This is a genomic window from Meiothermus ruber DSM 1279, from assembly GCF_000024425.1.
GTDB classification, from domain to species: domain Bacteria; phylum Deinococcota; class Deinococci; order Deinococcales; family Thermaceae; genus Meiothermus; species Meiothermus ruber.
The window spans coordinates 738413-751339 of record NC_013946.1 but is presented as its reverse complement, the minus strand read 5'-3'; the positions used below and the strand labels follow the sequence as shown (position 1 = coordinate 751339).

The window sequence follows — 12927 nt, the reverse complement described above, 5'->3', positions numbered from 1 at the left end:
CGATAGCGGTTGCCCGCTATCGGCCTGCTGGCTCCTGACTCAAATCAATGGAACTGGGCTTCCTCGGTCGAGCCCACCAGGGCCGCCGTAGAGGCCTGTCCGGCGGTAATAGCCATGAGCACCTCGTCGAAGTAGCCCGCACCCACCTCGCGCTGGTGCTTGACCGCGGTAAAGCCGTCCTTTTCGGCGGCGAACTCGAGCTGCTGCAGCTCCACGAAGGCGCTCATGCCGCGCTCTTTGTAGTTCCGGGCCAGCTCGAAGGTGCGGTAGTTGAGGTTGTGCCAGCCGGCCAGGGTGATGAACTGGAACTTGTAGCCCATGGCCCCCAGCTCGCGCTGGAACTTGGCGATGGTCTCGTCGTCGAGGTTCTTTTTCCAGTTGAAGCTGGGAGAGCAGTTGTAGGCCAGCATCTTACCGGGGTAGACCGCATGGATGGCCTCGGCAAACTTGCGGGCTACCTCCAGGTCGGGGGTGCTGGTCTCCATCCACAACAAATCGGCGTAGGGGGCGTAGGCCAGCGAGCGGGTAATGCAGGCCTCGAGGCCGTTGCGAATCCGGTAGAAGCCCTCGGGGGTGCGCTCGCCTTCCTTCACAAAGGGCTTGTCGCGCTCGTCAATGTCGCTGGTGAGCAGGGTCGCGGCCTCGGCATCGGTGCGGCAGATGATGATGCTGGGCACGTTCATCACGTCGGCGGCCAGCCGGGCGGCGTTCAGGGTGCGGATGTGCTGCGAGGTGGGAATCAGCACCTTGCCGCCCAGGTGTCCGCACTTCTTCTCGCTGCTGAGCTGGTCTTCCCAGTGCACCCCGGCCGCGCCCGCTTCGATCATGGCCTTCATCAACTCGAAAGCGTTCAGGGGCCCACCAAACCCGGCCTCGGCATCGGCCACGATGGGGGCGTACCAGTAGCGGTCGGTTTTACCCTCGGCGCGCTCGATCTGGTCGGCCCGTTGCAGGGCGTTGTTAATGCGGCGCACCACCTGCGGCACCGAGTTGGCCGGGTAGAGCGACTGGTCGGGGTAGGTCTGCCAGGCCAGGTTGGCGTCGGCGGCCACCTGCCAGCCCGAGAGGTAGATGGCCTCGAGGCCGGCCTTAACCATCTGCACCGCCTGGGCCCCGGTGTAGGCCCCAAAGGTGTTCACGTAGGGGCGGGTGTGCAAAAGCTCCCACAGCCGTTCAGCCCCTGCTTTGGCTAAGGTCTGCTCGGGCAGCAGGCTGGGGCGCAGGCGCACCACATCCTCGGCGGTGTAGTCGCGCTTGATGCCCTTCCAGCGGGGATTGGTCTCCCACTCACGGCGGAGTTTTTCGGCTTCCAGTTTCATCTCGGGGGTCAGTTTGGACATGGCCCTTCCTCCTGCTTTGAGTATGACCTGCACACCTCAAAATCCAACTGTGTATATCAAAAAGAGAAACACTTACAAAAATGTGTACTATTTGATTGTCTACACGACGAATATTTTACACACAAGTGTAGCTAGCCCGGTCTTGGTGTGGTGGCTTCCTGGGTACTCCAGGCGGTGAGGGCTGGAAGCTGGGTTTAAACTGAGCCTGGTAGGATGTAAGGCATGGACTGGGCGGTTCCAACTGCGCTGCGATACACCTTGCGCTATGCCGGGCACCCGGCCGGCGAGCAACGCCTTACCATCGAGCCCCGCCGGGATGGTCTGCGGGTGGTGCTCGAGGCCAATGTAGAACTGCCCCTACCCAAAACCCGCCAGCGCTGGGAGAGCGAGCTAAACCCCGAAGGGCTACCCCGCCGCTACCGCGAACGGGTCGAGGGCAACGGAGCCCGGGTCATGGAGGTGGAATTCTCGACAGAGGACGGCCTGGTCACGGTCAGCCAGGGCAAGGACGACTTCGCCATCCCCTACCTCACCCCAATGCACGACCCCCTCTCGCTGATCCTGGCTGTGGGCGGGCTCAATATCGCGGTAGGCCAGGTAGAGCGGTTTACCCTGGTGGGGGGGCGGGCCTATGTGGAGCGCCTGCCCGACCAAGCCCTGGAGACGGGTGGGGCCGAAGCGCAAAGCGTGCGGGTCTACCGCTTGCGTCCAGGGCTTAGCCTGCTGTACTTCAATCGGGAGGGCTACCCCGTGCGCCTTACGCAGAAGGTGGGGGAGCACGTTTTTGAAGCCGACCTGGTGCAGATTCAACAGCTCGAGGCGGGCAGACGCTCGCAGCCGCTGGAGCAAGACCCCGAGGCCGCTCCGCGCCCCAAAGGCCAGCGCGAGCAGGGCCGGCCTAAAGGGGGCTCGAGCGACCCCCCCAAAGCCCGGGTGGTGTCTGGTGAGCCTCCAAAAGAACGGGAGAACGGGGCCCCCGCCCGGCGGCGCCGGCGCCGCCGGCGGTATACCTGAGGCAGAGCTAGCCATGAGGTCAATAGTCAACGCCAATCGGACAAACCCTACAACGCTAGGGTAGAGGTGTTTTACCCCGCTATGTGCGCTGAACAGAAGGGCCTTTATGATCAAAACCCCTGAGCAGATCCACGAACACTTCAAAAACCGCCGCTTGACCGTAGAGTATGGCGATGCGCTGGAGACGGTGCGGTCGATTTTGCACCAGGTCGAGCACGAGGGCGACACGGCCTTGCAACGCATCAGCCAGGAGATAGACGGGCATCCCGTGGAAGAAATTCCCAAGCGGGTCTGGCGCGAGGCCTACGAAAACCTGGATGCCGACCTACGGGACGCCCTCGAGACCGCCAAAGAACGCATCGAGGCCTTCTACCGGCGGGAGCCCATGGGCGGCTTCCTGGAGGCCGGCACCGATGGGGTGCTGGGCCAGTTGGTGCGCCCGCTGGATCGGGTGGGGGTGTATGTGCCGGGGGGGTCGGCCCCGCTGCTTTCCACGGTTTTGATGACCGCGGTGCCAGCCAAGGTCGCCGGGGTGGGCGAGATCGTGCTGGCCTCCCCCCCTCGAGTTCATCCAGGCATTCTGGCCGCAGCCTGGGTGGCCGGGGCCGACCGGCTGTTTGCCATGGGGGGCGCCCAGGCCATCGCAGCGCTGGCCTACGGCACCGAGACCATACCCCGGGTCGACAAGATCGTGGGCCCGGGCAACCGCTATGTGGTGCTGGCTAAACGCGAGGTATACGGGTCGGTGGGCATGGAAGGCCTGCCGGGGCCGACCGAAACCCTGATCATCGCCGATGCCTCCGCCGATCCCAAGCTGCTGGCCGCCGACCTGCTGGCCCAGGCCGAACACGGCCCAGACTCCGAAGCCTGGCTGCTTTCGTCCTACCGGGAGCTGCTGGAACGTGTGGAGGAAGAGCTCCAGCGCCAGCTAGCCGACCTGCCACGGGCCAGCATCGCCCGCCAGGCCCTGCAGCGAAGCGGTCTGGTGCAGGTAGAAAGCATCGAACAGGCCCTCGAGCTCGCCAACCTCTACGCCCCCGAACACCTGTGCCTTTCCGTGAACGACCCGCTGGCCGTGCTGGGGCAGGTGCGCAACGCGGGAGGAATTTTTCTGGGTGAACATTCCTGCGAGGCCCTGGGCGACTATATCGCCGGCCCCAGCCACGTCATGCCCACAGCCGGCACCGCCCGCTTTGGCGGTGGGCTGGCCCTGCGGGACTTTCTCAAGGTCATCCCGGTGGTGGGTCTCAACCAGGCGGCAGCCGGCAAGCTGGCCGCGCTCGGGGCCCGCATGGCCCGCGAAGAGGGCCTGGAGGCCCACGCCCGGGCCCTGGATCGCAGGGCCAAGGGGTAGATGGCTTACTCGGGCAGGTAGATCTGGCCGCGGGCAGCCGCCACGGCGAGATCCTGGCCAATCTCCTGGGCTACTTGTTGGTACACCCTGACCCATTCGTCGTTGCTCATGCCTTTATCGGTTACCAGCTTGAGCAGCAGGTTGTAGGCGTGGCTGCCGTTGGCCAAGGCCAGCACCGTCGCGTTGAGTTCCGTGTTTTCCTTTTGCTGGCGCATCAGTCCCAGGGCATCGAACTGCACCGCAGACAGCGGCAGAAACTCCTCACCGCCCCGGTAGATCAGGCTGCTCACCTGCTCCAGCACGTTCAGAGCTTTTTGGCGCAAGGCGGCTGCTTCCAGCGCCTTGCGATAGACCTCGAGGGCTTCCAGTACCTGAGGTAAGAGCGGTTCGATCGGCACGCCCCCCAGCAAGCGCTGCGCCCGTTCGTGCAGCCCATCGAAGGCCTGCGAAGCCTCAACCAAGCCGGCAGCAAGCTCTGGGGAGGGTGGATGGCCCCTGTCCAGCTCAGCAGCAGCCTGCCGCAAAGCGGCCCCCAGATCGGCCAGGCGGCCTTGCAAGCGCCGGCCCTCTTCTAAAAGGGCGGTTACTTCCCGCATCTTGTTGGATTCTTCTGTTGGTGTGGCGACCATAGGACTCCTGGGCTCACGCCAGCACGTGCGGCCGCGTGGGGTTGGTTGTACGCTGCCAGTGTACTCCAGGCCCCAGGCCTTTCCTGGGTGATTTGCACCTCGAGGCGCTTTGGTCGGTGACCACGAAAAAGGGCAGGCCTGCGCCTGCCCTAGGGTTGCACTTTGCTTCAGTCCTTCAGCTTCTTGGCCGCATCAATCAGCGCGGGTAGCACCTGGTGCACGTCGCCCACAATGCCGTAGTCGGCAATTTTGAAGATGGGAGCCTCGGCGTCTTTGTTGACCGCCACGATGTATTTGCTCTTGTTCATGCCGGCCTGGTGCTGCACCGCACCGGAAACCGCCAGGGCGATGTAGAGGTTGGGCTGGACGGTTTTGCCGGTCTGGCCCACCTGCTCGCTGTAGGGCCGCCAGCCCGCGTCCACCACCGCGCGGGTCGCGCCCACGGCGGCGCCGAGGGTGCTTGCCAACTCCTCCACCCCCGCAAAAGCCTCGGGGCTGCCCAACCCGCGCCCGCCGGTCACCACCACGGTGGCCTCGCTGAGCGAGACACCCTTCTTCTGTTCGGTCAGGCGCTCGAGCACCTCTACCGTAGGGGGCAGGCTGACCTCGAGGGCCTCCACCACCCCGCTGCTGCCGGCCGGCTCGGCCAGGGGGGTAGTGTTGGCCTTGGCGGTGAAGACCACCGGCAGCGCCGCTTTTTGCTTCTCGGTGACGCGGTTCAAAAAGCTGTAGCGCACGCCGATGATGTGCTGGCCGTCGGCGCTGGTCTCGAGGGTGTCTTCCAGCAGGCCGGCCTTCATCTTGTAGGCCAGGCGGGCTGTCCAGGTGCGGCTTTGGCGGCCTCCGCTGGCCACCACCACCTTGGCCCCGCTTTTCTGGGCGGCGGCGTAGGCCGCCTCGGCCCATTTCTCGGGCGTGTAGGGGCCTACCTCGGCGGCATACACCGTGGGCAGGTACTGGGCGGCCTCCTGGGCCACCGCCTGGGTGTTCTCGCCGATCACCACCCCTGCGGCGGGGCCCAAAGCGCTGAGCTGCCGGGCCCGGCTGATGGCTTCCAGAGCGCCTTTGCGCAGGCGCTGGCCGTCGTGTTCCAGGACAACTAGAATCATGCGCTCCTCCAATTGGCTCGATTTAAATAACCTTGGCCTCTTCGTGCAAAAGCCGCACCAGCTCGTGGGCAGCGGCCACCGGGTCTTTGCCGTCGATCATCCTGTTCAGGCGGCTTTTCTCCTGGATGGCCTGCTCCAGAATCTCCACCTTGCTGCCAGCGCTCACCGGAACCTTTTTCAGCTCCTTGCGTTTGGCCTTCATGATGCCGGGCAGGGTGGGGTAGCGCGGCTCGTTCAGACCCTGCTGGCTGGTAAATACCGCCGGCAAGGCCACCCGCACCACCTCGGCGCCCTCGTCAAGGTCGTGCCTGGCTCTGGCCTGGGTCTCGCCTTCCAGCTCGATCTGGGTCGTCCAGCTCACCACCGGCCACGAGAGGGCCTCGGCCAGGGCCGGCCCCAGGGCCTGCGAGTCCCAGTCGGCCTGCTGCCCGCCGGTAAAGACCAGGGTGGGGGCCTCGGCCCGGATGACCTCGGCCAGGGCCTCGGCCTGCGAGATGGGATCAAGGTAGCCCTCGGCCACCAGGTGGATGGCCCGGTCAATGCCCATGGCCAGTGCGGTGCGGATGGCCTCCTCAAAGCGCTCGGGGCCCAGGGCCACCACCACGCTCTCGCCCCCGTGCTTCTCCTGTAGCCGGATGACCTCCTCCACCGCCCACTCGTCCATCTGATCGAGGATCATGGTGACCCCGCCCAGGTCTACCTTACCCCCCTCGATCTTGAGGCGGGACTCACCGTCTGGAACCTGTCGAATAACCGCAATGAACTTCATCTCTCCTCCATATCGTGCAAAAACTCTTAGCTTCTGCACCCTGGCTGCGAGCAAACAGCCACCAGGGCTGCCCCTACAAGCTACCCTTTCAGGATATGCCGCGCGATGATGAGGCGCTGTATCTCGTTGGTGCCTTCGTAGATCTGGTTTAGCTTTACATCGCGCAGAAGCTTTTCTACCGGGTACTCGTGCATGTAGCCATAGCCACCGTGAATCTGAATGGCCTGGTTGGCCGCCTCGAAGGCCATCTCCGAGGCGTAAGCCTTGGCGATGGCCGCGGCGTGGGCGTGGGGCTGGTGGGTGTCCACCAGCCAGGCCGCGTAGTAGGTGTAGGTACGGGCGGTCTCGAGGCCCATCAGCATCTCGGCCAGCTTGAACTGGATGGCCTGGAACTCGGCGATGGGTTTGCCAAAAGCCTCGCGTTCCTTGGCGTACTTGGTGGCCTCCTCGAGGGCCCGCCGGGCCACCCCCAGGCTGCCCGCCGCCACCGGGATGCGGGTCTTGTCCAGGGTCTGCATGGCAATCTTGAAGCCGTCGCCCTCCTGGCCCAGCCGGTTTTCGATCGGCACCCGGCAGTCCTCGAAGACCAGCTCGTAGGTGCCGCTGGCCCGCTGGCCCATCTTGCCGTGCAGCTTGTTGGCCTTGAAGCCGGGGGTGCCCTTCTCCACCACCAGCGCCACCACGCCCTTGTGGCGCAGCTCCGGGGCCACGGTGGCAAACACCACCACCGTCTCGGCCTCGCCGCCGTTGGAGATCCAGGTCTTGGTGCCGTTGAGCACGTAGTGGTCGCCATCCCGCACCGCCCGCGTGCGCAGGGCCGCGGCGTCGGAGCCGTTGCCGGGTTCGGAGAGGGCGAAAGCCGCCAGGGCCGGTTTTTCGGTGAGCTTCTTGAAGAAGCGCTGCTTCTGCTCGTGGGTTCCGGCCAGCAGAATGGGGGTGATGCCCAGATCGGAGGCCATGGGGATGGTGTAGATGCCCATGCAGCCCCAGGCCAGCTCCTCGCCGATGATAACTTCCTCGAGCATCCCCAAACCCAAACCGCCATAGGCCTCGGGGATGATGGCGTTCAGCAGGCCCACCGCGTGGAGCTTTTCCACCAGGCCCCAGGGCACCTCCTCCTTACGGTCGTACTCGGCCGCCACCGGCGCGATCTGCTCCCTGGCGAAGCGCCGGGCCAGCTTTTGCAGCTCTTTTTGCTCGTCGGTCAGGGTGAAATCTATGGGCATGGCTGAAAGCAGAAGGCCCAAAGCCGCTACAGTTTTTGGCATCTGGCTTTTGGCATTCGGCTTTTGCTTCACCTCCTTACAAAACTTCTTGTACTTAGTATAACTTTTTTCTTCCACTCTCGTCTATCGTATCACTCGCCCGGTGAAGAAAAAGCGTTATGTATTGAAGTCCACAAACCCGGCCCGCCCAGGGCGTAGAATCCGCGCTATGAGCCTGCTCTTTAGCCCCCTGCAACTGCGTTCTGTCTCTCTCAAAAACCGTATCGCCATGTCACCCATGTGCCAGTACTCGGCCCAGGATGGGCACGTGACCGACTGGCATCTGCTGCACTACCCCACCCGGGCCATCGGGGGGGTGGGGCTGGTGATCGTGGAGGCCACCGCGGTGGAGGCCCGGGGGGTGATCAGCCCGGACGACCTGGGCCTCTGGTCGGACGAGCACGTCGTCGGGCTAAAAGAGCTTACCCGGCGCATCCGCTACGCCGGGGCGGTGCCGGGCATCCAGATTGCCCATGCCGGGCGCAAGGCAGGTACGGCCAGTCCGTGGCAGGGGGGGAAGCCCCTTCACCGCTGGACACCGGTAGCCCCCAGCCCCCTGCCCTTTCAAGAGGGCTGGCCCATACCCCAAGCCCTCGACGAAGCAGGCCTGGACGAGGTACGCCAGGCCTTTCGGCAAGCGGCCCGGCGGGCCCTGGCGGCAGGGTTTGAAGTGTTGGAGATTCACATGGCCCACGGCTACCTGCTGCACTCGTTTTTGTCGCCCCTCACCAACCAGCGCACCGACCGCTACGGGGGCAGTCGTGAAAACCGCATGCGCTTCCCGCTCGAGGTCGCAGAGGCGGTGCGGGAGGTCTGGCCCGCCGAGCTGCCGCTTTTGGTGCGGGTCTCGGCCAGCGACTGGGTGGAAGGGGGCTGGGACATCACCGACACGGTGGTTTTTGCCGGGGAATTGCGGCAGCGCGGCGTAGATTTGCTGGACTGCTCCTCGGGCGGGGCTGTAGCGGGGGTGAAGATTCCGGTTGGCCCCGGCTACCAGGTGCCCTTTGCCGCTCAGGTGCGCTTATCCACAGGCTTGTCCACAGGGGCGGTGGGTCTCATTACCGAGCCCTTACAAGCCGAGGCTGTTCTTCAGGAAAACCAGGCCGACCTGGTTCTTCTGGGCCGGGTCTTGCTACGGGAGCCGTACTGGCCCTACCGGGCCGCCCAGGCCCTGGGCACCAGGGTCTGGCCGGTGCAGTATGAGCGGGCTTTCTAGGCGGCCTCGAGGCCGTAAACTTAAAGCCATGGAAAACCCGTGGAAAACCTTCGTACCCCAGGCCCCTACCCGCCTGGGCAAGCCCGGGTGGTTTACCGGCACGGTGTACCTGAGCGAGCTGGTGGTCACGCCCGCCCCCATGCACCTGCACCTGCTGCGGGTGATGTTTGCGCCGGGGGCCCGCACCGCCTGGCACACCCACCCCCAAGGGCAGGTTTTGCACGTGGAGGCGGGGATTGGCTGGTTCCAGCGCTGGGGTGAGCCGGTGCGTGAGATGAAAGCCGGCGACACCATCTACTTTGCCCCCGGCGAAAAGCACTGGCACGGGGCCAGCCCCACCCACGCCATGGTTCACCTGGCTATGCAGGCCGCGGTGGAGGGGGTGAGCACCGACTGGCTCGAGCCAGTCTCGGACGAGCAGTATCGCCTGTGAAATACCGTCTAGGCCAGCTCGGCCCGCCAGGGCGGGTTGGCCCCGGCCCGGGTGCAGGTGATGGCCGCAACTTTAGCCGCGAAGTTCAGCAGGTCTGTAACCTGCTCACCCGTTAGCGACTCCAGCGCTGCTCGCGACCAGGCGCCGTGCTGCCACAGCCAGCTCAAAACGCCCGACATGAAGGCATCGCCAGCCCCCACCGTGTCCACCACATCCACCTGGGGGGCCTGCACGCGCAGGACGGCCTGCCCGGTCACAGCCAAAGCCCCCCGACCGCCCTGGGTTACGACCACCAGGGCCGGGCCTAGCTGTTTCCACTCCTGGGCGATGCTTTCCAGGTCGGCCCCGGGGTAGAGCCACTCGAGGTCGGCCTGGCTCACCTTGACCAGGTCGACCTGCTCGAGCCAGGCCAGGAGGCGCTCGAGGTAGGCCTCGCGGTTGGGGATCAAAAAGGGCCGCACGTTGGGGTCGAGCGAGATCAGCCGGCGGCGGGCCTCGCGCCGCATGAGGAGCTCGAGGCTCGAGGCCCCGGGCTCCAGCACCAGCGAATACGAGCCAAAGTGCAGGGCTGCATTGGCCGGTAGCGCCGCTGGCAGGTCTTCGGGGTAGAGCAAACGGTCGGCGGTATTTTCGCAGTAAAACGAGAAAAACTCACCCGACTCGGAAGGGGTCACCAGGGCCAGGGTGGTCAGGTGCTCGCTTTCTTTTACGTACTCCAGGCTGACCCCGCTGGCGGCCAGGTGGCTTCGCAGGCGCTGCCCAAAGGCATCCTGCGAGATACATCCCAGAAACGCGGTGGGCGTACCCAGACGGCCCGCGCCCATGGCTACGTTGTAAGGGGAACCCCCGGGGTGCGGCACATAGGCGGTACCGCCGTTGTGTGCTACGGGGGTCATATCGATCAGCGCTTCACCAGCAACAATCAGCATGCTTCCTCCCGCCAAAACTTAATGAAGAGTCTAACAGGCCCACGCCCTCCACGCCTCCAGCAAAAGCCCACCGGTAGGGTAGACTTGTGGGTGGAGAAAACTATGGGACTCAGCAAAGGAAAGTTTGAACGGATACAGGCCTGTGCCGACGACCGGGGTGTGATTGCAGCCGCTGCTATGGATCAGCGGGGCTCCTTGCGCAAAGCCATTGCCAAGGCCCGCGGCGCCGAGGTGAGCGACGCCGAGCTGACCGAGTTCAAAACCGCGGTGGTCAAGATCCTCACCCCCTACGCCTCGGCCATCCTGATGGACACCGAGTACGGGCTGCCGGCGCTCAAGCACAAAGCCCCTGGCACCGGTGTGCTGCTGGCCTACGAGAAATCGGGGTACGACACCAGCACCCCGGGCCGCCTGCCCGACCTGCTGCCCGACCTCAGCGTGCGGCGGATTGTGGAGCTTGGGGGGGATGCGGTCAAAATTCTGCTTTACTACAACCCCGAGGACGACCCCAAGATCAACAATATCAAGCACGCCTTTATCGAGCGGGTCGGGGCCGAGTGCGCCGCACTGGAGGTGCCCTTCTTCCTGGAGCCCATCGCCTACAACGACCAGCTGGGCGAGGGCCTTGAGTTCGCCAAGGTCAAGCCCCGCTACGTAGCCAAGTACATGGAGGAGTTCTCCAAAGACCGCTACGGGGTGGACGTGCTCAAGGTGGAGCTGCCCTTCAACATCGCCTATACCAGCGGCACCCTGGGCTTTAAGGGCGAGGAAGCCTACACCCGCGCCCAGGCCCTTCAGTTCCTCAAAGACACCGCCAGCGCTGCCGGCAAGCCCTTCATCTACCTCTCGGCGGGGGTCAGCGATGCGGTCTTCCGCGAGTCGCTGGAGATGGCCGCCGAGGCCGGGGTGCCCTTCAGCGGGGTGCTGTGTGGGCGGGCCACCTGGCAGGACGGGATTCCGGTCTATGCCAAACAGGGCCTGGAGGCCCTCGAGGCCTGGCTATCGGATCAGGGCGTGAAGAACATCCAGTTGCTCAACCAGGTGCTGGCTAAAGGTGCCAAACCCTGGTGGACGCTCTACGGGAGCCTGGAGGCTGCCCGGGGCTAGTCAATCAATCGATAGTGGGTGGCTCCCGAACCCGGGAGCCATATTTTTTACCCTTGACCCACCCCATCCCCAGGGCGTAGCATAGCCGGCGGGGTTTACCCCGCACCTTTAACCCGATCCCGCGAGGTCGGAAAGGAGAACGAGTGAAGCATATCAAAGCCTACAAACCGGAGGTGTGCGCCTGTTCAGGGCGCATTTTTTCTTTACCCCATAGACGGGTTAGCCTGGGTAAGGGCGACCGTGGGTCGCTCACGCTCGTGCACCAGGAGGAACAGCCATGATCTTCAAGTCTAAGCTCCTCAACGAAGATGAAGTGCGCCGGGCCCTTACCCGCATCGCCCACGAGGTGATCGAAAAGAACAAGGGCGTTGATCGCCTCTGCTTCGTGGGCATTCACACCCGCGGCATCAGCCTGGCCAAAAGGCTGGTCGATCTAGTCGAAAAGTTTGAGGGGAAACGGGTTCCGATGGGCATTCTGGACATCACCCTCTACCGCGACGACCTAAGCGAGATCGGCCTGCAGCCCAAGGTGCGCGAGACCCGCATTCCCTTCGACCTGGGCGGTAAAGCTGTGGTGCTGGTGGACGACGTGCTCTACACCGGGCGCACCGCACGGGCTGCGCTGGATGCCCTGATCGACCAGGGCCGCCCCAGTCGGATTTACCTGGCCGTGCTGGTAGATCGGGGGCACCGCGAGCTGCCCATCCGGGCCGACTTCGTTGGCAAAAACCTACCCACCTCTAAAAGCGAAGTGGTAAAGGTCAAGACCCTGGAAGACGACGGCGAGGATGCGGTGGAGCTATGGGAGGTGGAGGCATCGTGAGCGAGACGGCGACCCCAAACTTCCCTAAACACCTGCTTGATTTTCGGGACTGGAACCGCCGCCAGGTAGAGAGCCTGCTCGAGACCGCCCAGATGATGCAGGAAGTGCTGGCCCGCCCAGTCAAAAAAGTACCCGCCTTGACCGGCTTTACGGTGGCTACGGTCTTCTTTGAGCCCTCCACCCGCACCCGCATCTCCTTTGAGCTGGCCGCCCGGCGCATGTCAGCCGACGTGGTGAGCTTTTCGGGTGCCACCAGCTCCACCACCAAGGGTGAAACCTACCGGGATACCTTGCGGACGCTGGATCAGATGGGCATCGACGCCTACATCCTTCGCACCGATGCCGCTGGGGTGCCCCACCAGGCCCATCGCTGGCTGCACAAGCCGGTCATCAACGCGGGGGACGGCTGGCGGGCCCACCCCACCCAGGCCCTGCTGGATGCCTTTACCCTGAGGGAAAAGCTGGGAAGCCTCGAGGGCAAGAAAATCGCCATTGTGGGGGATATTCTGCACTCCCGGGTGGCCCGCTCCAACGCCGAATTGCTGCCCATGCTGGGCGCTACCGTGGTGGCCTGCGGCCCGGCCACCCTCCTTCCGGGCAGCCTGCCCGGCGCCACCCTCACCACCCACCTGCGGGAAGCCCTGCACGAAGCCGACGCGGTGATGGTCTTGCGCTTGCAAAAAGAGCGGATGGAAAAGGGTTTGCTGCCCTCACTGCCAGAGTACATCGCCGCCTATCAGATTAACCGGGAACGCCTGGGCTGGGCCAAGCCTGGGGCCCCCCTCCTCCACCCCGGCCCCATGAACCGCGATGTGGAACTGGAAGGCACCCTGGCCGACTCCCCCCAGAGCCTGGTCGAGCGCCAGGTAGCCAACGGGCAGGCCGTGCGGATGGCCGTGCTGTACCACGTGCTGGTGGGCAAAAGTTGATTGCAAGGAG

At 64.5% G+C, this 12927-nt stretch carries 13 protein-coding genes; 7 read left to right on the top strand and 6 right to left on the bottom strand.

The genetic code is table 11. The features are described 5' to 3' along the window. Nucleotides 1–44: 44 nt before the first annotated feature. A complete protein-coding gene (gene aceA, locus MRUB_RS03895) occupies nucleotides 45–1340 on the bottom strand; it encodes an isocitrate lyase (protein ID WP_013013053.1) in 1296 nt (431 codons plus the stop codon). Nucleotides 1341–1562: 222 nt separating this feature from the next. Between aceA and MRUB_RS03890 the strand changes: the two genes are divergently transcribed. Together MRUB_RS03890 and hisD are read left to right on the top strand one after the other, a co-directional pair. Beyond that, the gene (locus MRUB_RS03890) at nucleotides 1563–2354 is read left to right on the top strand and encodes a DUF3108 domain-containing protein (RefSeq protein WP_013013052.1); all 792 of its coding nucleotides are present in this window, start codon (nucleotides 1563–1565) and stop codon (nucleotides 2352–2354) included. A gap of 106 nt (nucleotides 2355–2460) precedes the next feature. Then, nucleotides 2461–3708, top strand: a complete 1248-nt coding sequence (gene hisD / locus MRUB_RS03885) for a histidinol dehydrogenase (RefSeq protein WP_013013051.1) — start codon at nucleotides 2461–2463, stop codon at nucleotides 3706–3708. Between the two features lie 5 nt (nucleotides 3709–3713). On the opposite strand, the gene MRUB_RS03880 is transcribed toward hisD, so the two are convergent. The 4 genes from MRUB_RS03880 to MRUB_RS03865 all read right to left on the bottom strand — a co-directional run bounded on the left by MRUB_RS03880 (nucleotide 3714) and on the right by MRUB_RS03865 (nucleotide 7441). Continuing rightward, nucleotides 3714–4304: a hypothetical protein gene (locus MRUB_RS03880; protein WP_036199152.1), complete on the bottom strand. Its 591-nt coding sequence runs from the start codon at nucleotides 4302–4304 to the stop codon at nucleotides 3714–3716. Between the two features lie 200 nt (nucleotides 4305–4504). Further along, the gene (locus MRUB_RS03875; RefSeq protein ID WP_013013049.1) at nucleotides 4505–5446 is read right to left on the bottom strand and encodes an electron transfer flavoprotein subunit alpha/FixB family protein; all 942 of its coding nucleotides are present in this window, start codon (nucleotides 5444–5446) and stop codon (nucleotides 4505–4507) included. Nucleotides 5447–5468: 22 nt separating this feature from the next. Beyond that, the gene (locus MRUB_RS03870) at nucleotides 5469–6215 is read right to left on the bottom strand and encodes an electron transfer flavoprotein subunit beta/FixA family protein (RefSeq protein ID WP_013013048.1); all 747 of its coding nucleotides are present in this window, start codon (nucleotides 6213–6215) and stop codon (nucleotides 5469–5471) included. 80 nt (nucleotides 6216–6295) lie between these two features. Next, nucleotides 6296–7441, bottom strand: a complete 1146-nt coding sequence (locus MRUB_RS03865) for an acyl-CoA dehydrogenase family protein (RefSeq protein ID WP_013013047.1) — start codon at nucleotides 7439–7441, stop codon at nucleotides 6296–6298. A gap of 208 nt (nucleotides 7442–7649) precedes the next feature. On the opposite strand from MRUB_RS03865, the gene MRUB_RS03860 reads away from it, so the two are divergent. Both MRUB_RS03860 and MRUB_RS03855 read left to right on the top strand, forming a co-directional pair. Then, a complete protein-coding gene (locus tag MRUB_RS03860) occupies nucleotides 7650–8696 on the top strand; it encodes an NADH:flavin oxidoreductase/NADH oxidase (RefSeq protein WP_013013046.1) in 1047 nt (348 codons plus the stop codon). Nucleotides 8697–8724: 28 nt separating this feature from the next. Beyond that, nucleotides 8725–9129, top strand: a complete 405-nt coding sequence (locus tag MRUB_RS03855) for a (R)-mandelonitrile lyase (RefSeq protein ID WP_013013045.1) — start codon at nucleotides 8725–8727, stop codon at nucleotides 9127–9129. A gap of 8 nt (nucleotides 9130–9137) precedes the next feature. On the opposite strand, the gene MRUB_RS03850 is transcribed toward MRUB_RS03855, so the two are convergent. After that, the gene (locus MRUB_RS03850) at nucleotides 9138–10058 is read right to left on the bottom strand and encodes a carbohydrate kinase family protein (protein WP_013013044.1); all 921 of its coding nucleotides are present in this window, start codon (nucleotides 10056–10058) and stop codon (nucleotides 9138–9140) included. 102 nt (nucleotides 10059–10160) lie between these two features. Here MRUB_RS03850 and MRUB_RS03845 point away from each other — a divergent pair, with 102 nt between their 5' ends. The 3 genes from MRUB_RS03845 to MRUB_RS03835 all read left to right on the top strand — a co-directional run bounded on the left by MRUB_RS03845 (nucleotide 10161) and on the right by MRUB_RS03835 (nucleotide 12917). Continuing rightward, nucleotides 10161–11165: a tagatose 1,6-diphosphate aldolase gene (locus tag MRUB_RS03845; RefSeq protein WP_013013043.1), complete on the top strand. Its 1005-nt coding sequence runs from the start codon at nucleotides 10161–10163 to the stop codon at nucleotides 11163–11165. 277 nt (nucleotides 11166–11442) lie between these two features. Further along, entirely contained in the window at nucleotides 11443–11988 is a 546-nt protein-coding gene (pyrR, locus tag MRUB_RS03840; RefSeq protein WP_013013042.1) for a bifunctional pyr operon transcriptional regulator/uracil phosphoribosyltransferase PyrR, read from the top strand. Further along, nucleotides 11967–12917, top strand: coding sequence for an aspartate carbamoyltransferase catalytic subunit (locus MRUB_RS03835; RefSeq protein ID WP_015586426.1), 951 nt, complete (start codon nucleotides 11967–11969; stop codon nucleotides 12915–12917). Before pyrR ends, MRUB_RS03835 begins: the two co-directional genes overlap by 22 nt. Nucleotides 12918–12927: the final 10 nt, after the last annotated feature.

Excerpts from the sequence above, each read along its gene's own strand:
- aceA (WP_013013053.1), bottom strand. The coding sequence starts at position 1,340 with ATGTCCAAACTGACCCCCGAGATGAAACTGGAAGCCGAAAAACTCCGC.
- MRUB_RS03890 (WP_013013052.1), top strand. The coding sequence starts at position 1,563 with ATGGACTGGGCGGTTCCAACTGCGCTGCGATACACCTTGCGCTATGCC.
- hisD (WP_013013051.1), top strand. The coding sequence starts at position 2,461 with ATGATCAAAACCCCTGAGCAGATCCACGAACACTTCAAAAACCGCCGC.
- MRUB_RS03880 (WP_036199152.1), bottom strand. The coding sequence starts at position 4,304 with ATGCGGGAAGTAACCGCCCTTTTAGAAGAGGGCCGGCGCTTGCAAGGC.
- MRUB_RS03875 (WP_013013049.1), bottom strand. The coding sequence starts at position 5,446 with ATGATTCTAGTTGTCCTGGAACACGACGGCCAGCGCCTGCGCAAAGGC.
- MRUB_RS03870 (WP_013013048.1), bottom strand. The coding sequence starts at position 6,215 with ATGAAGTTCATTGCGGTTATTCGACAGGTTCCAGACGGTGAGTCCCGC.
- MRUB_RS03865 (WP_013013047.1), bottom strand. The coding sequence starts at position 7,441 with ATGCCCATAGATTTCACCCTGACCGACGAGCAAAAAGAGCTGCAAAAG.
- MRUB_RS03860 (WP_013013046.1), top strand. The coding sequence starts at position 7,650 with ATGAGCCTGCTCTTTAGCCCCCTGCAACTGCGTTCTGTCTCTCTCAAA.
- MRUB_RS03855 (WP_013013045.1), top strand. The coding sequence starts at position 8,725 with ATGGAAAACCCGTGGAAAACCTTCGTACCCCAGGCCCCTACCCGCCTG.
- MRUB_RS03850 (WP_013013044.1), bottom strand. The coding sequence starts at position 10,058 with ATGCTGATTGTTGCTGGTGAAGCGCTGATCGATATGACCCCCGTAGCA.
- MRUB_RS03845 (WP_013013043.1), top strand. The coding sequence starts at position 10,161 with ATGGGACTCAGCAAAGGAAAGTTTGAACGGATACAGGCCTGTGCCGAC.
- pyrR (WP_013013042.1), top strand. The coding sequence starts at position 11,443 with ATGATCTTCAAGTCTAAGCTCCTCAACGAAGATGAAGTGCGCCGGGCC.
- MRUB_RS03835 (WP_015586426.1), top strand. The coding sequence starts at position 11,967 with ATGGGAGGTGGAGGCATCGTGAGCGAGACGGCGACCCCAAACTTCCCT.